The organism is Adhaeribacter pallidiroseus (genome assembly GCF_003340495.1).
Classification (GTDB): domain Bacteria; phylum Bacteroidota; class Bacteroidia; order Cytophagales; family Hymenobacteraceae; genus Adhaeribacter; species Adhaeribacter pallidiroseus.
The window spans coordinates 2,642,865-2,666,613 of the sequence record NZ_QASA01000001.1; the positions used below are offsets into that span (position 1 = coordinate 2,642,865).

General features: G+C 42.4%; 21 protein-coding genes. 12 read left to right on the forward strand and 9 right to left on the reverse strand.

Annotated elements, in window-relative coordinates:
* Position 1: 1 nt before the first annotated feature.
* Positions 2-1,084, reverse strand: coding sequence for a putative type IX sorting system protein PorV2 (locus AHMF7616_RS10510; protein ID WP_147275658.1), 1,083 nt, complete (start codon positions 1,082-1,084; stop codon positions 2-4).
* Positions 1,085-1,630: 546 nt separating this feature from the next.
* Between AHMF7616_RS10510 and AHMF7616_RS10515 the strand changes: the two genes are divergently transcribed.
* The 3 genes from AHMF7616_RS10515 (at position 1,631) to AHMF7616_RS10525 (ending at position 6,374) form a co-directional block, all read left to right on the forward strand.
* Positions 1,631-1,972 (forward strand): PadR family transcriptional regulator, encoded by a 342-nt coding sequence (locus AHMF7616_RS10515; RefSeq protein WP_115372845.1) that lies wholly within the window; start codon positions 1,631-1,633, stop codon positions 1,970-1,972.
* Positions 1,969-4,533 (forward strand): PspC domain-containing protein, encoded by a 2,565-nt coding sequence (locus tag AHMF7616_RS10520; protein ID WP_115372846.1) that lies wholly within the window; start codon positions 1,969-1,971, stop codon positions 4,531-4,533. Before AHMF7616_RS10515 ends, AHMF7616_RS10520 begins: the two co-directional genes overlap by 4 nt.
* A 230-nt stretch (positions 4,534-4,763) precedes the next feature.
* On the forward strand, positions 4,764-6,374 hold the full coding sequence (locus AHMF7616_RS10525) for an ArnT family glycosyltransferase (RefSeq protein ID WP_147275659.1): 1,611 nt from the start codon (positions 4,764-4,766) through the stop codon (positions 6,372-6,374).
* Positions 6,375-6,408: 34 nt separating this feature from the next.
* Here AHMF7616_RS10525 and AHMF7616_RS10530 read toward each other — a convergent pair whose 3' ends face one another.
* Positions 6,409-7,827 carry a CCA tRNA nucleotidyltransferase gene (locus tag AHMF7616_RS10530; RefSeq protein WP_115372848.1) on the reverse strand — a complete coding sequence of 473 codons (1,419 nt, stop codon included), beginning with the start codon at positions 7,825-7,827 and terminating at the stop codon, positions 6,409-6,411.
* Positions 7,828-8,033: 206 nt separating this feature from the next.
* A complete protein-coding gene (gene mce / locus AHMF7616_RS10535) occupies positions 8,034-8,435 on the reverse strand; it encodes a methylmalonyl-CoA epimerase (RefSeq protein ID WP_115372849.1) in 402 nt (133 codons plus the stop codon).
* A gap of 114 nt (positions 8,436-8,549) precedes the next feature.
* Here mce and AHMF7616_RS10540 point away from each other — a divergent pair, with 114 nt between their 5' ends.
* The gene (locus AHMF7616_RS10540; protein ID WP_115372850.1) at positions 8,550-9,713 is read left to right on the forward strand and encodes an IscS subfamily cysteine desulfurase; all 1,164 of its coding nucleotides are present in this window, start codon (positions 8,550-8,552) and stop codon (positions 9,711-9,713) included.
* Between the two features lie 115 nt (positions 9,714-9,828).
* On the opposite strand, the gene AHMF7616_RS10545 is transcribed toward AHMF7616_RS10540, so the two are convergent.
* Positions 9,829-10,641 (reverse strand): M48 family metallopeptidase, encoded by an 813-nt coding sequence (locus AHMF7616_RS10545; RefSeq protein ID WP_115372851.1) that lies wholly within the window; start codon positions 10,639-10,641, stop codon positions 9,829-9,831.
* 400 nt (positions 10,642-11,041) lie between these two features.
* Complete coding sequence (locus AHMF7616_RS10550; RefSeq protein WP_115372852.1) at positions 11,042-11,845, reverse strand: murein L,D-transpeptidase catalytic domain family protein; 804 nt, start codon at positions 11,843-11,845, stop codon at positions 11,042-11,044.
* 125 nt (positions 11,846-11,970) lie between these two features.
* Between AHMF7616_RS10550 and AHMF7616_RS10555 the strand changes: the two genes are divergently transcribed.
* Positions 11,971-12,369 carry a hypothetical protein gene (locus tag AHMF7616_RS10555; RefSeq protein WP_115372853.1) on the forward strand — a complete coding sequence of 133 codons (399 nt, stop codon included), beginning with the start codon at positions 11,971-11,973 and terminating at the stop codon, positions 12,367-12,369.
* A gap of 59 nt (positions 12,370-12,428) precedes the next feature.
* Here the strand turns inward: AHMF7616_RS10555 and AHMF7616_RS10560 are convergent, their stop codons facing one another.
* Positions 12,429-12,896, reverse strand: a complete 468-nt coding sequence (locus tag AHMF7616_RS10560) for a DUF4199 domain-containing protein (protein WP_115372854.1) — start codon at positions 12,894-12,896, stop codon at positions 12,429-12,431.
* Positions 12,897-13,241: 345 nt separating this feature from the next.
* On the opposite strand from AHMF7616_RS10560, the gene AHMF7616_RS10565 reads away from it, so the two are divergent.
* Positions 13,242-14,858 carry an ABC-F family ATP-binding cassette domain-containing protein gene (locus tag AHMF7616_RS10565; RefSeq protein ID WP_115372855.1) on the forward strand — a complete coding sequence of 539 codons (1,617 nt, stop codon included), beginning with the start codon at positions 13,242-13,244 and terminating at the stop codon, positions 14,856-14,858.
* An 80-nt stretch (positions 14,859-14,938) separates the two neighbouring features.
* Complete coding sequence (locus AHMF7616_RS10570) at positions 14,939-15,781, forward strand: hypothetical protein (protein ID WP_115372856.1); 843 nt, start codon at positions 14,939-14,941, stop codon at positions 15,779-15,781.
* Between the two features lie 287 nt (positions 15,782-16,068).
* Here the strand turns inward: AHMF7616_RS10570 and AHMF7616_RS10575 are convergent, their stop codons facing one another.
* Together AHMF7616_RS10575 and AHMF7616_RS10580 are read right to left on the reverse strand one after the other, a co-directional pair.
* Positions 16,069-16,221: a lmo0937 family membrane protein gene (locus AHMF7616_RS10575; protein WP_115372857.1), complete on the reverse strand. Its 153-nt coding sequence runs from the start codon at positions 16,219-16,221 to the stop codon at positions 16,069-16,071.
* A 36-nt stretch (positions 16,222-16,257) separates the two neighbouring features.
* On the reverse strand, positions 16,258-16,410 hold the full coding sequence (locus tag AHMF7616_RS10580) for a lmo0937 family membrane protein (RefSeq protein ID WP_115372858.1): 153 nt from the start codon (positions 16,408-16,410) through the stop codon (positions 16,258-16,260).
* Positions 16,411-16,788: 378 nt separating this feature from the next.
* Between AHMF7616_RS10580 and AHMF7616_RS10585 the strand changes: the two genes are divergently transcribed.
* Positions 16,789-17,676, forward strand: a complete 888-nt coding sequence (locus AHMF7616_RS10585) for a 3-hydroxyacyl-CoA dehydrogenase family protein (protein ID WP_115375556.1) — start codon at positions 16,789-16,791, stop codon at positions 17,674-17,676.
* Between the two features lie 153 nt (positions 17,677-17,829).
* Here the strand turns inward: AHMF7616_RS10585 and AHMF7616_RS10590 are convergent, their stop codons facing one another.
* Positions 17,830-18,645 (reverse strand): 2,3,4,5-tetrahydropyridine-2,6-dicarboxylate N-succinyltransferase, encoded by an 816-nt coding sequence (locus tag AHMF7616_RS10590; RefSeq protein WP_115372859.1) that lies wholly within the window; start codon positions 18,643-18,645, stop codon positions 17,830-17,832.
* A gap of 53 nt (positions 18,646-18,698) precedes the next feature.
* On the opposite strand from AHMF7616_RS10590, the gene AHMF7616_RS10595 reads away from it, so the two are divergent.
* From AHMF7616_RS10595 to AHMF7616_RS10610, 4 genes are all read left to right on the forward strand, one after another.
* Positions 18,699-19,835 (forward strand): glycosyltransferase, encoded by a 1,137-nt coding sequence (locus AHMF7616_RS10595; protein ID WP_115372860.1) that lies wholly within the window; start codon positions 18,699-18,701, stop codon positions 19,833-19,835.
* An 88-nt stretch (positions 19,836-19,923) separates the two neighbouring features.
* Positions 19,924-20,925 (forward strand): 3-oxoacyl-ACP synthase III family protein, encoded by a 1,002-nt coding sequence (locus AHMF7616_RS10600; RefSeq protein WP_115372861.1) that lies wholly within the window; start codon positions 19,924-19,926, stop codon positions 20,923-20,925.
* A 211-nt stretch (positions 20,926-21,136) separates the two neighbouring features.
* Positions 21,137-21,793, forward strand: coding sequence for a metal-dependent transcriptional regulator (locus AHMF7616_RS10605; RefSeq protein ID WP_115372862.1), 657 nt, complete (start codon positions 21,137-21,139; stop codon positions 21,791-21,793).
* 28 nt (positions 21,794-21,821) lie between these two features.
* Positions 21,822-23,708, forward strand: a complete 1,887-nt coding sequence (locus tag AHMF7616_RS10610; protein WP_199474167.1) for an Nramp family divalent metal transporter — start codon at positions 21,822-21,824, stop codon at positions 23,706-23,708.
* Positions 23,709-23,749 lie beyond the last annotated feature (41 nt).

Sequence of the window (23,749 nt, forward strand, 5' to 3'; positions counted from 1 at the left end):
ATTAATCAAATGCATATCCCACCGAAACAATAATAGATGAAACTTCCGAATTATCGGCTACTTTAGACAAAGCCAAATCTACATGCAAACCGTTGGTGGCAATACCAACGCCAAAGTTGGGCTGAAACTGCCAGGTTTCCTGATTGTTAAATTCTTTAATCTGCTGCAAATTATTCATACCGGCTCGTAGAAAAACCAACCGATTGTAATTTAATTCAAAAGCAATTTTAGGATCAATCGAAAAAACAGCGCTTTTAAATAAAACATTTCGTCGTCCATCAAAGGTAAAATCAAAATCAGCAGCCAGGAGCAAATTAAAATTTTTTGGAAGCGTAAACGTGCGAGCCGCTCCCAGAATTAACCGAGGCAACGTAATTTCAATGGTATTTTTGGGCAAAGCCGACGTGGAATCCACGAGTAATTGCGAATACCTTATTTCTTCAGGATCGTGCGTCCAGGCGTTAAACGTGGTGGTGATATCACGGGCCATCAGGCCAAACTGCCAATCTTTGCGTTGTAACTGCGCCCCAACATCTAAACCAAAACCCCAGGCGTTAGCAAAATCGCCCACGTTCCGGTAAATAATTTTAGCATTGGCGCCGAGTTGCAAACCTTTAATCAAATTACTTTTTCGGGCGTAAGAAACTAAAAAAGCATAATCGGCCACGGAGAAAAAACGAATGCTATCGTATTGGTAATAGCCGTATTCGTGGTTTTTGAGCCGACGGGTATCGGCAATATCATCTACTCCGGAACGGGTAATGGAAAAACCAAGGGCACTGCTGGTATCCAGGGGTAAAGCAAAAGCCGCAAAGTCGTTTTTAACAATTCCTGCAAATAATTCGGAGTGCATCAAACTCACATTATACTTATTAGGCAAGCGCAACAAGCCGGCCGGGTTCCAATAACCAGCGGTAGCATCATCCACGAAACTTACCTGCACGTTGCCCATACCCAAAGCCCGTCCGCCTACGCCAATATTTAAAAATTCGTTGCTGTACTTCGGCGCCGAAATCTGGCTCCAGGCCGAAGAAGAAAGAAGAAATAAACTAAGCAGAATAAAAGGTAAAATTTTAGGTAACATATCGGAATTTACTCCCAATCTTTTAAAGTGTATTTATTATGAACCCGGTTAGCCGTTTGCGTTTATGTTAAGTGTACCTTATTATCCTTCTAGCCAAAAATTTAAAAAATCTGTTCACCAGAAGATAAACCAGTATTCTCTTTAACAAGTGCTTTTTTAGAAATCTTTCCATTATACTCACTGGTTAGTAAATTAACGCTCTCCCAACCAGTAATTATTTCATTAAGTGTTCTGCTGGTAAAACAGGCTTCTTTCTCTCTCTACTAATAATTAAATCAGATACTAAGTACCAAAATAAAATTTTAAAAAATCAACTTATTCCCTAATTAAACTTACTTAAGTACAATAAAAGTACGCTTTATAAGCAAGATACGAATTATATTCTTTTATTTTTCATAGTTCAATGCAAATATTTTGTGGTTTATAAACCATAATGGAGTAAAATTATTTCTAACAAAAAACGAAACAAAAAATATTTTTATCAAGTACCTTGTTTTACATAGTACCTTATGTTATATTTGTAACGAACATTAAATCTAAACCATCATGAAAGTAGAAAACACACAAGTGCAGATGCGGAAGGGTATTCTGGAATTCTGCATTTTGGAAATTATCTCTCGTGGTGAAGTCTACGCCTCGGATATGCTTGATGAGCTAACCGCTGCTAAAATGATTGTGGTAGAGGGCACGCTTTACCCGCTGCTTACCCGCCTCAAAAATGCCGGACTTCTCGACTACTCCTGGGTGGAGTCCACGGCCGGGCCACCCCGGAAGTATTATACCTTAACCGAAACCGGCAAAGATTTTTTGGAGCAGTTGCGCCAAACCTGGCTGGAAGTAGAAGCCTCTATCGAGTTCATAACGAAGCATAAAAAACAAGCATCATGAAAAAGAATATAAGTATCAACCTGCAAGGCCTTATCTTCCACATCGAAGAAGATGGTTACGAGCAACTGCGGCAATACTTAGCCGCGATAAAAACGTACTTTTCTAATTATGCGGGTCACGAGGAGATTGTTGCGGATATTGAAGGCCGAATAGCAGAAGTATTTTCGGGCAAGTTAAACCCGGGTAAACAAGTAATTACCCAGGAAGATGTACAAGCTTTAATTACTCAAATGGGTAGCGTACAAGACTTTGCCAGCATCGAAGAAGAAGAAGATTTAAACCAGCCTTATAGCACCTCGCAAAATAGCTCCGGTACTTACAGCCAAACCGCTGGCGGAGCCACCACTGCCGAGGAAACTAGAACCGGCACTTCTCCGGGAACCGGCCCAAAACGCTTGTTCCGCGACTTAAACCACAAAGTAATCAGTGGGGTTTCCGCAGGATTTGCTAACTACCTGGGCGTTGATCCTATTTGGATTCGTCTGGTGTTTGTGTTCTTTTTCTTGTTAGGGGTATTTACCGCCGGTGTTTCGGCCGGGTTTGTTGGTTTTATTTACGCGCTCTGCTGGATTGCTTTACCCAAAAGTTACACCCTCACCGAAGTTAACGCGCGAAAACTATTCCGCGATTCACTGGATAAAAAATTAGGGGGGGTTTGCAGTGGTTTAGCCTTGTATTTCGGGATGGATGTAGGCGTCGTTCGGTTGATTTTCTTGCTTTCCGTTTTATTCGGCGGCTTGGGTATTCCCATCTACATCGTGTTGTGGCTAGTAGTTCCGCTAGCCACTTCCATCACCGACCGGGTACAAATGCAAGGCAATCCCATAACCTTGTCGGGTATTGAAGAATCGCTGAAAAACAATCTGCGCATGAGCGACGAAAACGGCCAGGAAAGTAACTTAGCCCGCATTCTATTATTCCCAGTTCGCCTGGTGGCTCAAGTTTTAGAAGTAATTGCCAAGGCCCTGAAGCCCCTGGTGAGTTTTCTGGGATCGGCCATTCGTATTTTTGCCGGTATAATCTTATTAATCATTGCGCTGAGCTTTATTTTTGCTTTATTCATTGGTTTAGGAGCAGGTACCGGCTTAATTAACGAGCAATATATACACGGTGAATGGGATGGTCCGATGCAGTTATTTGCCCGCGATTTTCCGGGCTACGGCATGGTGGCCGGCTTTCTGGCGGGCCTGATTCCTAGCTTGTTCTTATTAATGATTGCCGTGGGTTTATTAACCAAACGATTTTTCTTAAAGCCGCTGGTAGGCTGGTCGATGTTTGCGGTGTGGGTAGTGTGTTTATTTGCCATGGGCAGTGCCGTATTCGTATTTCAGCAAAACTTTAACGAACGTGGCGAATATATTACCGAAAGAACTTTTACGACGGGAGCGCTTCCAACGGTGCAACTAAATGCCCGGAATGCTAGTTCACCGGCGCAACGCTGGATTAATGACGTGGAATTTGGCACGGTTAACAACCCGAATATCCGGGTAGTGCAGGAATTCCGGGCCAAAGGCCGCACCGAAGATCAGGCTATCCAAAATGCGAAAATGCTGGACTACCGCATTCAACAACGCGATTCTACCTTGATTTTTGATCGGCAAGCCCGCATTAACCGGAACGGAGCTTTCCGCGACCAGGAATTAAGTTTAAAAATTTACTTGCCGCAGAATAAAAAATTTCGCCTGAACCAGGAATTTGTGTACATGGCCTCCAACTACTTCGACAAAGACTATGATTTTGAAAAAATAAATTTAAGAAAAAGCACTTGGGAATTTCGGGATGATAAATTTACCTGTGCCACTTGCGCGGTAAAAGTAGAAGAAGAACCCCGCGAGGAAGAAAACAACAATAACAACGAGGTAGACCTTGCCGATATTGATATTAATGTGCTGGAAGGCGATTTAATGGCTGCTTGGGATGATTATGGACCGGAAGAAAAAACGTTTGATTTCAAAGATTTTGAAGCGGTTCAGGTGGGTGGCGCCTATCACGTCCGGCTGAAAAAAGGAGATAATTTTGAAGTTCGGGCTAAGGGCGATGAACAAGGAATTAAGAATTTAAGAGCCAAGCAAAACGGAAGTACCGTTGAATTTGAATCGGATGAAAATTTCTGGGATTTTACGAAGAATAACCGGGAGAATGTGTTGATTGAGATTACCATGCCCGCTTTAAAAAATGTGGATTTATCGGGCGCTGTTAAATCAGAAATTTCGGGATTTGATGAAGATAAATGCGAGATTAGCCAATCCGGGGCGGTACAAACCAATATCGGTATCAATGCCAACCGTTTAGAATTAGATTTATCCGGCGCCGCTAAAACCACCATTGCCGGCCGCACTGATGAGTTGCAATTATCGGCTTCCGGAGCCTGCAACGTAGAAGCCGGGAGTTTACGGGCCAAATCTGCGGATATTAACTTATCCGGTGCTTCTAAGGCTTCGGTGTTTGTAACCGAGAAATTATCTGCTGATGCCTCTGGGGTAAGCAGTGTTAATTACAGCGGCAATCCGCGCAATGTAACCACCGATGTATCCGGAGCATCCAAAGTGCGTAAGAATTAAATAAATCAATCTAATTGCCGAAAGACTAAAGTTCATCACTTTAGTCTTTTTTTTGGATGCATCAAGGCCTTTGGCCCGCACGTTCGTCCTGTTAAACTACCATCCAGGGGGTTGTATTGGATTGAAACATTTTCACCTTTCAACCCAGCTATTTTATATTCACTTAAAATTGCATCTTGCGTCCATCATAATCATAAAAGAATTTATATTAGAATAAAGAAAGCTGGTTGGTGAGATTCTTTATAGGTAACAAGTCTAAACGGGTTCTCGCGCTTTTGTGGTTGCTGGCCACTGGCTTAAACCTAAATAAGGCCTTTCACATTGATGATGCTTTTCATTTGGCGGCGGCCCAATGGATAGAGCAACATCCTTTTACCCCTATGTCGGGGCTTGTGCTTTGGGATTATGGCTATGCTCCTATTCACGAGTATAACCAACCGCCTTTGTATTTTTACTTTATCGCTTTATGTGGCCATTGGTGGAGCTATCATGAAATACTCTTGCACCTGATGCAGTCTGGTTTTACTTTTTTAACTATTTTCTTCTTTTACAAACTGGCCCAACTGGTAGCACCCACATTCGCTTTGTTAAGCACCGCTTTTCTCGTTTTAAACCCGGCATTTTTAATTAACCAAAATGTAATGGTAGATGTACCATTATTGAGTTTACACTTAATTTTTATCTATCTCCTGTTAAAGCCCCATTTTACCTCGGAATGGATGCGCTACGTTTTAGTTGCTTTGGTGTTAAGCATCGCCCTCCTGATTAAATATACTTCCCTCCCATTGCTTGTAATTTTACTAGCTCACCTGGTACTACCTAAAAAATTTAGATTTTTAGCTGTTTTGCTGCTTCCCATTGGTGTGCTGTTGCTGTGGTCCATTTGGAACTACCAGGAGTTTGGCGCGGTGCATCTTTTCCGTCCTACCTCTGCTTTAACTATATCCCGGGTAAGTCAGAAATTACTGGCTTTTGTAATTACGCTGGGCGCAATTACTCCTTTTTCATTAGCTTATGCTGCTGGGTTTATCGCGAAATACCAAAAAAGATATTGGTTTATTATTCCTACCCTAATCATAATGCTCCTGGCCTTTGTAAGCTTAACTTACCAGGGATTTATCTCTGAAAAAAACGCTGTGCGCGCTTTGTGGGGGTTTTGTTTTATAAATGCCATTTGCCTCATTTATTTGGTTCTGGATAACTACTGGCCTTTCCGGAATTATAAAAATTTAAAAAAATACAGCCAATCTGACCATTTTACAATTTTATTATGGGGAACCGCAATTAGTAGCTTTATTATCTTGTTCGCCCATTTTATGGCCTCCCGACATGTATTGTTGGTATTACCCGCTGTAATCCTGCTAGCAGCTAAATTGTTGCGTGACGCCCCCGCGAACCTCCGGATATTAGCGCTGGTATTTTCCGCCAGCATCAGCTTACTACTAGCGGCCTCCGACTGGACCTTTGCGGACACTTACCGGCAAGAAGCAGTAAAGACCAAAAATAAGCTAAAAGGGCCGGGTACTATCTGGACGGTAGGCTATTGGGGATGGCATTGGTATAGCCAACAAGCCGGCATGAAAACCTATGTTGCCGGAAAAGTGCAGGTTAAGAAAAATGATTATTTTGTGATTCCGGCCAACTTACCGCATCAGGAATTTAAAAATTACACTCATCTAAAGTTGATTTATCAGAAAGTCGTACCCAGAAATAAAATCACTTTTTTTTCCTGTTCGACTATTCCGGGCATGTATTCTACCAATTACGCAAACCCACCCATTAAACTGACCAGATTGCCGCTTGATACCATTAAAATCTACCAGGTAATGCAGGCTTTTTAGCTGTGGTTAAACGAACGTTGTTGTAAGTAAACGTTTATTCTTTTACAACTACTAATCCCATTTCCTGACCTTTTTGCAGCATATAGGCAAAAGCTTGTTCGTATTCGTTTTTAATATGGCCATCCAGAATCGCTTCCGTTAAACTCTCTTTAATAATACCTACCTCCCGCGAAGGTTTTAGCCCGAACGTTTCCATAATAATTTCACCTGTAATTACCGGTTGAAAATTCCGCAGTTGATCGGTTTCTTCTACCTGCTTCATTTTTACGCCTACTTTTTTAAAATTCTGTAGGTACTTCTTTACTTTGTTATGGTCTTTAGAAGTAATATCGGCGTTACAGAGCACCATTAATTCATCAATATCGGCACCGGCTTCGTAGAGCAGGCGCCGCACCGCCGAATCCGTTACAGAATCTTTAACTAAGGCAATAGGCCGCAGGTGCAGTTTTACTAATTTCTGCACAAAACGCATGTGCTCGTTTAAAGGTAATTTAAGCTCGGCAAATATCTTGGGCACCAAACGAGCCCCCCGGTCTTCGTGCCCGTGAAAGGTCCAGCCTACTTTCTCGGAATAGCGTTTGGTTTCCGGTTTGGCAATGTCGTGCAGAATAGCGGCCCAGCGTAGCCATAAGTCGTTGGAAGTTTTGGCCACGTTATCGAGCACCTGCAAGGTATGGTAAAAGTTATCTTTGTGCGAGTTGCCATTAATCGTTTCAACCCCGTGCAAAGCTACCATTTTCGGGAAAATCAGCTCCAGCAAACCCGTTTGGTACAAAAGCTTAAAACCGTAAGAAGGAATAGCCGCCAGGATAATTTTATTCAGCTCGTCGGTTATGCGCTCTTTCGAAATAATGGCAATACGTTCTTTGTTGCGCGCGATCGCATCGAAGGTGTCGGGTTCAATGTCAAAATTTAATTGCGTGGCAAACCGGATAGCCCGCATCATGCGTAAGGGATCGTCGGTGAAAGTTACATCCGGGTTTAAGGGTGTTTTAATAATTTTCCGGCGAATGTCGCCGAGTCCATCAAACTCATCGATGAGGGCGCCGTAACTGTTTGGGTTCAGGGAAATACCTAAAGCATTAATGGTAAAATCCCGGCGGTTTAAATCGTCCCGTAGCGTACCGGCTTCTACTTCCGGTTTACGGGAGTCGCTGCGGTACGATTCGCGGCGCGCACCTACAAACTCTACTTCCCACTCGTCGGCCCGGAGCATGGCCGTGCCAAAATTTTTAAATACCGTAACCGGTGGTTTATCGGGTAAAAGCCCGGCCACCTTTTGCGCCAAAGCCATTCCATCGCCCACACAAACTACATCAATATCTTTCGACGGTCTTTTTAAGATAATATCTCGTACGAAGCCGCCGATTACATAGGTTTCTACTTGCAGGTGCGCGGCGGCGGCGGCAATAACTCTAAAAATGCGATGTTCCGGTAACGAAAATGTTTGCATACGTAGTTCTAGCTTCCGGTTGCAAAGGTAATATTTACTGGTTGCTAGTTGTTAGTTGCCAGTTGTTAGTTCAAAATTTTAATTTTAATCAACTCTAATGCGTTTACCAATATAGCTTCAGTACTTACGGTTTAATTAAGAATGAAGCCTACATCAAAAGGTGGAACTGACTCACGAATATCTAACGACAAGCAATAAACAATTTATCATTTTCTTTCCTGGCAGAGTTCAATGAGTACACCATTTGCCTCTTTGGGATGAACAAAACATATCAGCTTATTATCCGCGCCAAATTTAGGCGTTTCGCTTAGCAAGGTAAATCCGGCTTGTTTTAAGCGGGCCATTTCCACTACAATATCGTCCACGGCAAAAGCTACGTGGTGCATACCTTCCCCTTTTTTTAAAATAAACTGCGCAATTACGCTAGTTTCATCGGTAGCGGCCAGCAACTCAATTTTCGATTCGCCAGTTCGGAAAAAAGAAGTAATAACTTGCTCAGATGGTACCTCTTCCGTTTTGTAAGGTTCGATTCCTAAAAGCTGGGTGTAGATTAGGTTGGCTTTCTCCAGATTTTTTACCGCGATACCAATATGTTCCACTTTATTCATCAAAATGCATGATTCGTTTAGGAAAGCTAAATTTGGCTATTTTTACTGTAATAAAAACTTAATGCCGCAAACTCCTGTTTTTTTAAATTTAAAAGAATCTTCTGAATAATTACTATGCGCCAACTTCCGATATATTTAGATAATAATGCTACCACTCCCCTGGACCCGCGGGTTTTAGAAGCTATGATGCCTTACCTAACCCAACATTTCGGAAATGCCGCCTCCCGCCACCATGCTTACGGTTGGGCCGCCGAAGAAGCCGTTGATCAAGCCCGGGAGCAAGTAGCCGCCTTAATCAACTGCCACCCCAAAGAAATTATTTTTACGTCGGGGGCCACCGAATCTGATAATCTGGCACTTAAAGGAGTGTTCGACATGTACGCCGTTAAAGGCAACCATATTATAACCGTTAATACCGAACACAAAGCCGTTTTGGATACCTGCCAGCACCTGGAAAAAATAGGTGCCCACGTTACCTACCTGCCCGTAAATGCGGAAGGTTTAATTGATTTACAAGAACTGGAAGCCGCCATTACGCCTCGTACCATTTTAATATCCGTGATGTACGGCAACAATGAAACCGGCGTTATTCAACCGATCCCCGAAATTTCAACCATTGCCCGTAAACACGAGGTGTTGTTTATGACAGACGCCACCCAGGCGGTAGGCAAAGTTCCGGTAGATGTGGAAGCTGATCAGATTGACTTAATGGCTTTTTCGGCTCATAAAATGTACGGCCCCAAAGGAGTAGGTGCCTTGTACGTGCGTCGGAATAATCCCAAGGTAAAAATTACCGCGCAAATGGATGGTGGCGGACACGAACGCGGCAGGCGTTCCGGCACTTTAAACGTGCCGGGTATTGTGGGCTTGGGAAAAGCCTGCGAGTTGTGTTGTTTGGAGATGGTTTCAGAAGCGGAGCGAATAAAAAATATGCGCGATTACCTGGAAAGCGAACTCCTACAAATCGATGGTTCCCGGTTGAATGGTGCTAAAAATTACCGTTTACCGCATGTTTCTAATATTTCTTTTGATCACGTGGAGGGAGAAGGATTATTATTGGGATTAAAAGATATAGCGGTTTCTTCCGGTTCAGCGTGTACCTCCGCGGTTATAGAACCATCTTATATTTTAAAAGCCTTGGGTTTAAGCGATGAATTAGCGTATGCTACCCTGCGGTTTGGACTTGGCCGTTTTACTACACCGGAACAAATGGAGTACACCGTCCGGCACGTGCGGGAAGTAATACAAAGGCAAAAAAAAATGTCGGCTTTACTATAATTTAATAAACTGTTAATAAAGAAAACAATCCTATCAAAACAAGAAGAGCGTTCACCGGGAACGCTCTTCTTGTTTTAATAGGATTTACCGGAATTTTTTTAAATTTTTGACCTTGTTACGGCGTTAAACCTGTTGGTAAACCATTCGGGAATTCCTGACTAATAGCTTGTTCAATTTTAGTTATTCGGTTCTCCGGGTTGGGATGAGTTTGAAAAAATTCCGGGGTGCTCGAAGCGCCGTCGCGCGAAGAAGCCAGAATATTCATAACTTCTACCATGGCCCTTGGGTCGTACCCGGCGGAGGTTGTAAAACGTACCGCCAAGTTATCAGATTGCAATTCATCATCCCGACCATACTTCAGTGTCATGAGTTTAGCAATGGCGGCGGCAGCAATAGGTCCGGCTACACTGCGCGGGTTATCGGGGTCATAAGTGGCAACCCCGGCGGCACCGGCTAACCCTTGCGTAAGTTTAGCTTTCGCTAATTGCTGGGCCGAATGGCGGGCGACCACGTGCCCGATTTCGTGTCCCAGCACGCCGGCTACTTGTCCCTCGGTTTTTAGTTTACTTAAAAGCCCCGCTGTAATAAATACCTGGCCACCCGGTAAGGCAAAAGCATTAATGGTTTGTTCATCGGCCAGTAAATGAAAATCAAACTGGTAGGGTGTTTTACCCGCGTCGGTTTGTTGCACAATGCGTTGGCCAATTTCCTTTACGCGAGCCGCCGCTTGCTGATCGGGATGTAAGCCCCCGTATTGGGCAGCCATTTGGGGGGCGGCTTGTAAACCCAGGGCAATCTCTTGGTCAACGGTCATATCAATGTGCTGCATTTCGCCGGTTACGGTATTTTCTTCGCGCTTGCACCAATACGTTACCAGCGAAAAGCCCGCAATAAGCAAGGCAATAATATATCTTAAACCACCTCTCATGATCGTGTGTTTTGGGTTAAATAATTCATGTTTGTAAATGCGCTAGTAGCTTGTTATATCAGCTTTTAGCAGAGGTAAAACAACCAGGTATACTAGTTACGAGTGATTTTAAATCAGGAAAATGCTTCGTAATGGTGGATAGTTTAGGAGTAAGTATAAATACAAACCAGATACATGAACGGCTTTTTCCCGGGATAGTTACACACCTTTAAAGGGAACATTCCTAGGTTTAATTAGCACTAATATAAATCCACAATCCTACTAATTCCGGCAAATTAACATTTTCGGTGGAGCAATATGTAATACCAGAAGTATCGTTGCTATTTTAAAAAAGGTGTTACCAACAGAAAGCCAATCCGGAAACATCGGATTGGCTTTCTGTTGGTAAAAATATACTAACCTACGAAGCAGATTTTAAAGCGAAGAATTTAGTAGCAAAAGAGTCAATAGCGGTAGCTTCGGTTAAGTAAGGCGAAGCATACTTTTGGTCGGAGCCGTAGATGTATAAACAAGCATTATTTTTAATTTTATTTATGATGGCCGGTGTTTCTTTTACGGGTAAAGCCGGACAACCCAGGCTACGCCCCAAACGGCCATGTTGTTTCACGAAATTTTCGCTCACGTAATCGGCCCCGTGCATAACCACGGCCCGCGCCAACGCATTGGTATTAAAGTTTTTATCTAAACCGTTTAACTTTAAAGATAAGCCGTGTTTTCCCTGGTAGGTTTGGGCGGTTAGGTAAAAGCCTAAACTACTTTTAAACGAATTAGGCTCATTCGAAAAATAACGGGCAAATTCATTACCAGTGCCTTTGCCGTGTGCTACCCACGTATGGTACAGTAATTTGTTAGTTTTTAAATCAATCACCCACAAGCGTTTCTGGCAACTCGACCGGCTAAAATCAATAACGGTAAGCAAGGGCTTCATGACCAAATGAGCGTTTCGTTGCAGATTATAATAGCCCACCATGGCCTTCCGGAAAACCGTTAAGTTTAAATTAGTTTTATCTAAAGCAGCTTGTTCATATACTTGTAGTAAATAAGTTTCAAAAGCTTGTGTTTTCACGGCAAAAGAAATTTCATCGTTAACTTTTGTAGCTGTAAGCAAGTTCTTATTGCCGGAGTAAGCGGGCGAATAACTGAAAGCCGAAAAGATATAGAACACTAAAAGAAGAGTATTAAACTGTAAAAACTTTTTGCTCATAATCACCGGAAATTTAAAATATGAATGACTAACAGTCTTTTTTATTTAATTTGTTCCTGAATAACGGCCGTCGTTCATTTTGATTGCCCCATTTACCAGAAGTACTGTTTTGTTAAAAAGCATCCATGATTTTTAAAAAAAAGCTTTTGATCTGCTCTCTTATAGCAGCCCTGCATTTTACAGCTATCCATTGCCGGCCCAAAGTTACTTTTCCGGAATTTAATTCTACCGCCTGGATTAAAGATTCTTTTGCCTGCCAGAACGTGCGGAGTAAAATGTTACCGGAATTAAAAAAAATCAGGCGCCAATTACGGGGCTTGGCTATTTCGCAGTTAATGGGCGTTTTGGGCAAACCCGACAGTGAAGCTTTACTGGCCGGAAACGAGCGGATATATTATTATTATTTACAACCAGGCACGCAGTGCCAAAATAAACAAGAGTTATCGGGAGCCAATAAGTTAACGGTACGGTTTAATGCCCTGGAGCAAGTAAGCGAAGTACTTTTTGAACAACCCGTGCCTTAAAACAAAAAAGCCAAAACATAGTTGTTTTGGCTTTGTAAAAGGTATAAAATTGAAATTTTTTAAAAATCCTTGGCTTCCGTACGCGAACGGTCGAAATACATCATGGTAATGTAGCCCGTAAAAGTTCCTACCATAATGCCTAATAAGGAATTTGCCCCAAAAATCATTAAAGGAGAAAGATTCGAGCCAAAGAAATCCATTAGCCGCAAATCGGCCATAAAGTTTTGGTCAATGAAGTACGAGTATAAAAACAAAAATATACCATAAAGAACTGATCCTACTAAGCCCACCAGAAACCCAATGCCTAACCCATTCAGGTAAAACATGCCTTTGGTTTTGTGCTTAGAAAAATAATAAATACCCATTGTGGCCGCAACAACAATAAAAATCATCGCTAAAAAACGAACCGTATCGTTTTTATCTAAGCCAAATAACTTTAAAATAAGAAAGTAAATCATCATGGCGATAGCTGCGTAAACACCATAACGGAAACCGGTTTTTTCAACAGAAGGGTTAGTCGCATTCATAGGTACTGTGCGTTTTAAGTTAAGAAGCTAATAGCTTTAGCTTGGTTTTCGTCTAAAATATTATTTAACTCATTTACTTAAAACTAAGCCACCGTGTTGTGTTTTCACCTAATTTTTTATTAGTCAGGCGGGTAATTAAATGTTTATCAGAAAAATAAATAAAATTAATCCTTTAATTTTCAAGCGCTTTCCTTCTATTTATATCTACAAATTCCTATATAAATCCAGATAATTGTTTAGCATAAAACTAAGTTTAAGCAGCAGTAAATCCGGCTAAACCCTGGACAAAGCAAATTTATTTTCGTAATTTTGCACCCAAATTTTAGAATTAAGCATTAAAAATATATGATTAGTACGTCCAATGTAAGCTTATCGTACGGCAAGCGGACATTATTCGAAGATGTTACCATTAAGTTTGCGCCGGGCAATTGCTACGGTTTAATTGGCGCCAATGGCGCCGGTAAGTCTACTTTTTTAAAAATTCTTTCCGGCGAAATAGATCCCCGTACGGGCAGGGTGGAAATTCCGGCGAATCAGCGCATGGCGGTTTTAAAGCAGAACCACTTTGAGTTTGATGACTACCCGGTTATTCAAACCGTGATCATGGGCCACAAGCGCCTGTACGATATTATGCAGGAAAAAGACGCTATTTATGCCAAAGCCGATTTCACCGAAGAAGACGGTATTCGGGCGTCGGAGCTGGAAGGGGAATTTGCCGATCTGGAAGGCTGGAATGCCGAAAACGATGCGGCAACTTTACTCAGTGGCTTGGGCATTGGCGAAGAATTACATTATTCGGTGGTTAGTGATTTAAGCGGTAACGAAAAAGTGCGGGTTTTACTGGCGCAGGCCTTATTCGGCAATCCGGATATTTTACTACTCGATGAACCTACCAACCACTTGGATTCGGAGTCCATTTTGTGGCTCGAAAACTTTCTGGATCAGTTTAACAATACGGTGATTGTGGTGTCGCACGACCGGCATTTTCTGGATTCGGTTTGTACCCACGTGGCGGATATTGATTTTGGCAAAATTAATTTGTACGCGGGTAATTATACCTTTTGGTACGAATCGAGCCAATTAGCTTTAAAACAACGTTCCGAAGCAAATAAGAAAACCGAAGAAAAACGGAAAGATCTGGAAGAGTTTATTCGGCGTTTCAGCGCCAATGCCTCTAAATCCAAGCAAGCTACTTCGCGGCAAAAGTTGTTGAATAAACTTACCCTGGAGGATATTAAACCGTCGTCGCGCAAATACCCGCACGTGCAGTTTAAACAAGAGCGGGAGGCCGGTAACCAGTTATTAAGCGTAGAAGATATCCGCAAATCTGCGGATGATGGTACCCTGCTTTTTAAAGACGTAACTTTTACCGTTGAAAAGAAGGATAAGATCGCTATTTTGGGACGCAATGATTTATCGGCTTCTACGTTATTTAAAATATTAATGGACGAAGCGCAGCCCGATAAAGGCTCATTTAAATGGGGAACTACCACTAACGTGGCCATCTTTCCGAAAGACAATGCCGAATACTTTAATACCGATTTAAATTTAGTAGATTGGTTACGGCAATATTCCGTGGAAAAAGACGAAAGTTTTATTCGGGGTTTTCTGGGCCGCATGTTGTTCTCGGGCGAAGAATCGTTGAAAAAAGCCAATGTATTGTCGGGCGGTGAAAAAGTACGTTGCATGTTATCCCGGATGATGCTGCAAAGTGGTAATGTGCTTATACTGGATGAACCCACCAACCATTTGGACTTAGAATCGATTACGGCTTTAAACAACGGCTTAAAAGATTTTGCGGGCACGGTGTTATTTGCTTCGCACGATATGCAGTTTGTGGATACCATTGCTAACCGGATAATTGAATTAACACCCAAAGGCATTATCGATAAACGGATGCGCTACGAAGAATACCTGGCCGACGAATCCATTAAAGAATTAAGACAAAAAATGTATGCGTAAGTGTTAAGGGGTTTATGCAACCATTTAAACCAACCGGGCATCTACCAGTTATACAAGTAACTTTATACTAATTTAAAAAAATGACCACCATCTATTTAAATAAAAAAGCTTTCGGTATTCTACTGGGAGCTTTATTTTTTTATGCGGTATCCGGAACCCAGGCCCAGGTTATTGATTCTACCAATCAAAAGCCCGCCCTGAACAACGAGTTACCCGGAGCACCCGTGCCGGTTCAAACGCCGCCGAGTCAAACCACGCCGGTGCCCCAACCAACGGCTCCGCCGCCCCAACCCGCACCGCGGAAACAACCAACTCCCCGAACTACCCAACCGCAACCAGACGACCAAGGCGCGCCGGTTTACCAAGCCGATCCTAATTTAGAACCACTGCATCGGAAACCAGGCTCTACCACCGGAAAAAACGGGGAAGAATTACCCGCTACTTTTCTGGACCGGACTTTTATTGGCAGCACGGGCGGTATAGGCTTCGGGGCAGATTCTTATTCCGGCAATAATTACTTTAATGTAAGCTTATCGCCATTTGTGGGTTACCGTATTTTGAGCCGCTGGGCCGTTGGTCCGGGGGTTACTTATGAATATGTGGGAACTAATGGTTATCATTTATCTACGTATGGCGGTAAATTATTTACGCAGGTTGATTTATTTAAAGGCATCTTGCTGCATGCCGAGCACGAGGTATTAAGTGTAGCTGATTTAGAATATAGTCCCAGCGGAGATATTGTTCAAACCAGGCGCAGCGTTAGCAATACTTTGGCTGGTGGTGGTTACCGCCAAATGAACGGCGATTTTGGAATGGATCTTTATGTACTTTTTAATTTAAACTCGGGGGTGTATCAATACCGCCGGTCTAATCCGGTGGTGCGGGTAGGGTTTATTTACAATCTGCATTCCCGAAGAAATTAAAAATTTAAAAAAATAAAAAACCACCTGAGAATTTCAGGTGGTTTTTTATTTAAGTAAAAGGACAAATTAAAAGACACATTCTAATATTGAAAATACAAGGTTAAATCATTGATATTTGATTCATTATATTTTATTTTGTCTTGATACTTGTGTCTTACTACTTGTGTCCATTTACTTATAAGTACTTTGCCGTTATTAGTTCATAAAATAATTGGTATAACCTTCTTTACTTACAGGGTATAATTTACCAAATCTCTAATAACGAACTACTTAATAAATTAAAAATATCAGGCTCCCCGGATCAATCGTAACAGAATGGCAATTACGGCAATTACGAGCAAGATGTGAATCAATCCGCCCACCGCATCCGGAAAGCCCAGAAAACCAATCAACCATAAAATTATCAGTACTACCGCGATAAGATATAATGTATTTCCCATAATAGTTTGTGTGTTTAGGTTAGTTTAAATAAAGATTTATGCCCGACGAATCAAGCGCAAAATAACAGCAATAACAGCAATCACTAATAAAATGTGTATTAATCCCCCGACAGCATCAGGAAAACCTAAAAAGCCAATGAGCCATAAAATGACCAGAACAACTGCAATTACGTAAAGCAAATTTCCCATAGTTTTTTAAAATTTTGTTTGGTTGGTTCTTATAGGGGAGTTGTTCTTGATTTATTAACACCTCCCTATATTGTATTCTTCAGCTTTACGTACAAACATCAGAAAAGATTTATATAGTACTATTTTCCTAAAAATTTTTATTTATTTCCATAGCGGCATTTCATCACCTCCGATAAATTACAAATCTCTCCAGAATAATCTAAATGTATTACATTCAATCATTTCGTTATCAGCAAAATAGACATAATTTTAAAAAAATTTAAAAATATAACTTTTTTGATTATAAAATGATTTTTAAACAATTTTAAGGCAAATAGATTGTATTGGCAGCTAAGCACCATTAGTTTTCTATTGTAAATATTAAAAAATACACCTATGATACATAAAGTAGCCGTAATTGGATCCGGTACTATGGGGAATGGCATTGCCCACGTATTGGCGCAACATCATTATCCGGTACATCTCATCGATATTTCGTCAGAAGCCCTACAAAAAGCGCAACAAACCATTTCCAGAAACCTGGACCGCATGCTGGCGAAACAGCAAATTACGGAAGAACAAAAAACCCAAACTTTACAAAATATAACCTGGCACACGGACTTAGCCGAAGGAGTAAAATCCGTGGACTTAGTAATTGAAGCAGCTACCGAAAATGTAAATTTAAAATTGCAGTTGTTCCACGATCTGGATGAATATTGCACTCCCGAAACCATCTTGGCTACCAACACCTCCTCTATCTCCATCACCCAAATTGCTGCGGCTACCAACCGGCCCGATAAAGTAATCGGCATGCACTTTATGAACCCGGTACCCATTATGAAGCTGGTAGAAATAATAAAAGGGTACAATACTTCTGCGGCAGTTACCGAAACCATTATGGAGTTGGCCCGGAAATTAGAGAAAGTACCCACCGAAGTAAACGATTACCCCGGGTTTATTGCCAACCGTATTTTAATGCCCATGATTAACGAGGCCATTTATAGTTTGTACGAAGGCGTAGCCGGGGTTACCGAAATTGACACCGTGATGAAATTAGGCATGGCGCACCCCATGGGACCTTTACAACTCGCCGATTTTATCGGGTTAGATGTGTGCTTGTATATTTTAAAAGTTATGCACGACGGCTTCGGCAACCCCAAGTACGCCCCTTGCCCTTTACTGGTAAACATGGTGCTGGCCGGCCATAAAGGTGTTAAAACCGGCAACGGCTTTTACCACTATACTCCCGGCAGCAAAGACTTAATAGTAGCGGAGCGGTTTAGATAGGTTACAGGTTGCAGGTCGAAAAATTAAATATTGGGGAAAGCCTTTTAAAACAAGGTTAAGGAGCAATCATAAATATGTGAACCACGCTTAACTCACTTTTTAATTATTCAAAATTTAAAACTTTCAACCTGCAACTTGTAACCTGCAACCTATTTACACCGCTACACTGTTGTCCCGGAGAGCTTCGTTTAAGGAAGTTTTTAAATCCGTACTTTCTTTGCGTTGGCCGATAATTAAGGCGCAAGGTACCTGATAATCGCCTGCCGGGAAATTTTTGGTGTAAGAACCCGGTATAACTACGGAACGGGGTGGCACGTAGCCATTATAGATTACCGGCTCCGGTTGCGTGACATCAATAATTTTAGAAGAACCCGTGATACACACATTGGCACCTATAACGGCTTCTTTCCCGATATGGCATCCTTCGACTAAAATACAACGCGACCCAATAAAGGCGCCGTCTTCCACAATTACCGGAGAAGCTTGCACGGGTTCCAGTACGCCGCCTAAACCAACTCCTCCGCTTAAATGCACGTTTTTACCCACCTGGGCGCAAGAGCCAACAGTAGCCCAAGTGTCTACCATCGTGCCTTCGTCTACGTAAGCGCCAATATTAATGTACGACGGCATCATGATTACACCTTTGGCCACAAAGGCACCGTACCGGGCAATGGCATGAGGCACTACACGCACGCCTAATTGTTCGTAATTTTGCTTTAAAGCCATTTTATCATGGAACTCAAAAGGTCCTACTTTTATAGTTTCCATTTTTTGAATCGGGAAATACATTAAAACCGCCTTTTTAACCCATTGGTTTACGTGCCATTTCCCATCACCAACGGGCTCGGCTACCCGTAATTTACCTTTTTCGAGTTGTTCTATTACATCCCGAATAGCATCGGTTGTAGCACTTTCCTGTAATTTGGTCCGGTCTTCCCAGGCTTGGTCAATTAGTTGTTGCAACATCATGGTCGTCGTATATAAAAGTATATTCGTGGCGTAAAAGTAGCAGATTATACCAAATGAAGAAAACCCGACTTTTAATCGCCTCGGTACTTAAGCCCGTAAACGATACCCGCATGTTCGAGAAAATTGGATGTTCACTGGCCAAATTACCCAATACCGAGGTACATCTAGCTGGTTTTCCGGGAGTTCTGCCAAATACAAAGTTTACGATCAGTTTTCATCCGTTTTCTGCTTTTAAACGCTTAAGCTGGGGTCGGGTAAAAGTGCAATGGGAATTCTGGCAACTGCTACGGCAACTACAACCCGATTTACTCATTATCAGCACGCACGAGTTTTTAATAGTAGCCGTACTTTTTAAACTTTTTTTTAAAAAAAAGCTGTGGTACGACGTCCGGGAAAACTATTATCTGAACCTGACTACCCAAAATTTTTACGGGGGAGTTACGAAACACTTGCTGGCTTATGGCATCCGAGTTACCGAAATACTAAGCGCCCCGTTTATAGCGCATTACTTACTAGCCGAAAAATCGTACGCCGGCGAATTACCTTTTATTAAAAATAAGTTTACCGTACTCGAGAACAAGTATATTTCCCTGATAGCCAGCCCACCTGTTTATAAAACTTTTCCGGTAAAAATTGAGTCTCGTCCAATCCGGTTTTTGTTCTCCGGTACCATTTCGCAAATGCACGGTATTTTTGAGGCGATTGCGTTATGCCAACAATTGCAAGAAAGACAGGCTGCTATTTCGTTAACTATTATTGGTTACTGTGCTGTTCCGGATACTTTCAACCGGCTTAAAGAATTACAAAAGGCTTGTTCCTTTATTACTTTAATCGGGGGTGACTCGCTGGTACCCCATTCCGAAATAGTAAAGCAAATTCAGAATTGCCACGTGGGTTTATTGCCATACCAACCCCATCCCAGTACCTTCCGGTGCGTACCTACCAAGCTTTTTGAATACCTGGCAAATGGCTTACCCGTGTTAGTTCAAGAAAATCCCTATTGGGCCGATATCATAAATCAAAATAAAGCCGGAGTGAACCTAAATTTTAAAAAATTTAATGCATCTGCAATTTTAAAAAAGCTTACTACGCAAGAATTTTACCCGGATGGGTCCTCGCCCGAAGTTTTCTGGAGTACGGAAGAAGTAAAACTTTTAAGTTTATTTAATAAATATTTTAAACATCCTTAAATATTTTTATCCGTATAAATAAAAAATTTTTAGATTAATCTAAATATTTAAGATTATACTTTTATATTTGCCAAGAACACAAAGCTTTATGAGAAATTCGAAGATTGCCGGGGTTGGCCATTATTTACCCGAAAAAGTGGTTACGAATTTTGATCTGGAAAAAATTATGGAAACGTCTAACGACTGGATTCTGGAACGCACCGGAATTGAGGAACGTCGTTATTTTGAACCAGGAAAAGATACCACCGCCAATATGGGAGCGAAAGCCAGTTTAAAGGCTTTGGCTATGGCGGGCGTGGAAGCTTCGCAACTTGATTTAATTGTATTTGCCACGCTAAGCCCCGATTATGTGTTTCCGGGTTCCGGCGTTTTACTGCAACGCGAGTTAAAGTTAAAAGAAATTCCGGCTATTGATGTGCGTAACCAATGCTCCGGTTTTATTTATGCCTTATCCATTGCCGATCAGTTTATTAAAACGGGCATGTACAATAATGTGCTGGTAGTAGGTTCCGAAATCCACTCTTCTGGCCTGGACATGACCACCCGAGGTCGTGCCGTTTCCGTAATTTTCGGGGATGGCGCGGGCGCCGTGGTGTTAAGGCCCGCCGAAGCCGAAGATTCCGGCATTTTATCGACGCATTTGCACGCCGACGGAGAATTGGCCGAAGAGTTGGCTTGCCTGGCGCCTACCAGTAACCAAGCCGAGCGTTTAACCTCCGCGATGATCGAGGATGGCTCTATTTACCCCGTTATGAACGGACAAACCGTTTTTAAAAATGCGGTAGTCCGTTTTCCGGAAGTAATTATGGAAGCTTTGCAACAAAACAATTACCAACCCCAGGATATTGATATGCTGATACCGCACCAGGCAAACCTGCGGATTATTCAGTTTATACAACAAAAAATGAAATTACCCGCCGAAAAAGTTTTTAGTAACATTCAGCGGTACGGTAACACTACGGCGGCCTCGGTGCCCATTGCTTTAAGCGAAGCCGTAGAACAAGGCAAAATTAAATCCGGCGATTTGGTTTGTCTGGCGGCCTTTGGCAGCGGCTTTACCTGGGCTTCGGCCTTAATCCGGTGGAGCTAATTTCGTTGCTTGTTGTTGGTTGTTAGTAAATAGACCATCGTCGATAGACCATTGTTTATCGACGATAGGTAAAGCAAATGATTAGAAAATAGTAAAATGGCTAAACTAAGTAATTAAAAGATGATGAATAAGAAAGTGCAAAGCTTACAACCTTTCAACTTTCTAATCTGCAACCAACCACGAACAACCAATAACAAACAACTAAAAGGAAGTGCTGAGCTACACGGAAGAAAATTATATCAAAACCATTTACAAGCTGTCGCAAGGCGTTGATAAAGAAGTAAATACCAATGCGATTGCCGAAACGCTGCAGACCAAAGCGGCCTCGGTGAGTGATATGCTGCGGAAGCTAAGCAGTAAAAATATTATTTTTTATGTTAAATACCGAGGGGTTTCCCTTTCACCGGAAGGACAGCGAATCGCGTTGCAGATCATTCGCAAGCACCGGCTGTGGGAAGTGTTTTTGGTAGAAAAACTGCATTTTAATTGGGATGAAGTACACGAAGTGGCCGAAGAACTGGAACATATCACCTCTCCCCTGCTGGTGCAGCGCCTGGACGAGTTTTTAGACTTTCCCAAAACGGACCCGCACGGCGACCCGATACCCTCCGCAGATGGCATACTCACTGACCCAGTAAAAGTGGTAGCCGCCGATTTGGAAGTAAATACTACCGGCGTAGTAAGCGGCGTAAAAGACACCCGACCTTTGTTTTTGCAGCACCTCGATAAAATTGGTTTGCATTTAGGCGTGCAAATAACCGTTCTGGACCAGATTGCTTATGATAAATCCCTGGAAATTAAAGTAGAAAACAACAAGACCTTGGTTATATCGCACGAAGTAGCCCGTAATCTACTCGTATCTGTTTAGTTTTTTAAATTTTAGTAATACATAGCGTATGATCAATCAAGATTCTTTTCCCATAGGTAAATCTTTAGAAGAAGTAAACGCCTCCGTAGATACCACCCGGCAAACAGGTTTCTGGCGCAAATTACTTTCTTTTATGGGCCCTGCTTACCTGGTAAGCGTCGGGTACATGGACCCGGGCAATTGGGCCACCGACATTGCCGGCGGCAGTCAGTTTGGGTATAAACTGCTGTGGGTGTTGCTGATGTCGAACTTGATGGCCTTATTGTTACAAAGTTTAAGCGCCCGGTTGGGGGTGGTACGCGGCAAAGATTTAGCCCAGGCCTCGCGCGAATCGTACCCCCGCATTATAAATGTGCCTTTGTATATCTTAGCCGAAATTGCCATTGCGGCCTGCGACCTGGCCGAAGTACTGGGCATGGCCATTGGGTTACAACTGTTATTTGGCTTACCTCTTATTTGGGGCGTAAGCTTAACCGTACTCGATACTTTTTTGCTGCTTTTTTTAATAAATCAGGGCATGCGTAAAATGGAAGCTTTTATTCTGGTTTTAGTAAGTATTATCGGCAGCGCCTTTATACTGGAAATGTTTTTTGCTAAACCCGCTTTAACCGAGATTGCTTCCGGCCTAGTGCCTTCCATTCCTAATAACGAGGCTTTGTACATTGCTATTGGCATTATTGGGGCCACTGTAATGCCGCACAACCTGTACTTGCATTCGTCGTTGGTGCAAACCCGCAAATTTGAGCGTAGCGTAGAAGGCATCCGGCGGGCCATTAAATTTAACTTTATTGATTCGGCCATTGCTTTAAACATGGCCTTGTTTGTAAACGCCGCAATTTTAATTCTGGCGGCGACGGCTTTTTACAAAAACGGTATGTTTGCCGTCGCCGAAATTAAAGATGCGCATAAGTTTCTGGCTCCTTTGCTGGGTTCTAAATGGGCGCCTATTTTGTTTGCGGTAGCGCTAATTGCCGCTGGCCAAAGTTCTACGCTTACCGGTACTTTAGCCGGCCAGATTGTAATGGAAGGCTACTTAAACTTCCGCATTCAGCCCTGGCTCCGGCGCATGATTACCCGTTTACTGGCCGTTGGTCCGGCTTTGTTCGTTATTATTTACTTCGGCGAAGAATATACGGGCAGATTGTTGGTTTTTAGTCAGGTAGTTTTAAGTTTACAGCTCGGGTTTGCCGTTATTCCCTTAATTCATTTTGTAAGCAGCCGCACCCGCATGGGGGAATTTGCGATTGGTACTTGGCTTAAATCAGGAGCTTGGCTGGTCGCCACCATTATTGTTCTCTTAAATATTAAGCTGGTTTACGAAGAAATCTCGGGCTGGCTAACTGCTAGCTCCTACCCCATTATAATCTGGCTGACGGTAGTTCCGATGGCGCTGGCTTGTTTATTTTTATTGCTGTATATCACATTTCAGCCTTTCGTAGTGAAAGCTTTGCATCATCATCCGGTGGCGAAACACTACCGGGCAGTCGAGTATCAACCCTTAGCGAAACCTATTTACTCGCGGGTAGCCATTGCCTTAGATTTTAGCGAAGTAGATAAACACGTTATTAATAATGCTTTGGCCATTGGTAACCAGTCCGCCGAATATGTGCTGATTCATATTGTGGAGACCGCCGGCGCCTTAGTTATGGGGCCGGATATTGTGGATTACGAAACTAGCTCCGACCAGCAAAATTTAGATCGTTACGCGAAAGATCTTCGCGCAAAAGGCTACCAGGTAACCGTAAAGTTAGGTTACGGCAATCCAAAAAAATGCATCCCCATAATAGTAAAAGATTTTGATGCCGAGTTATTAGTAATGGGTTCCCACGGACACCAACTCATGAAAGATTTAATACTGGGCACTACCATTGATTCGGTGCGGCATTCAGTTAAAATTCCGGTACTTATTGTTTAAGCTTTTGGGCTGCTGACAAGTTAAAAATTTAAAAATTTGCC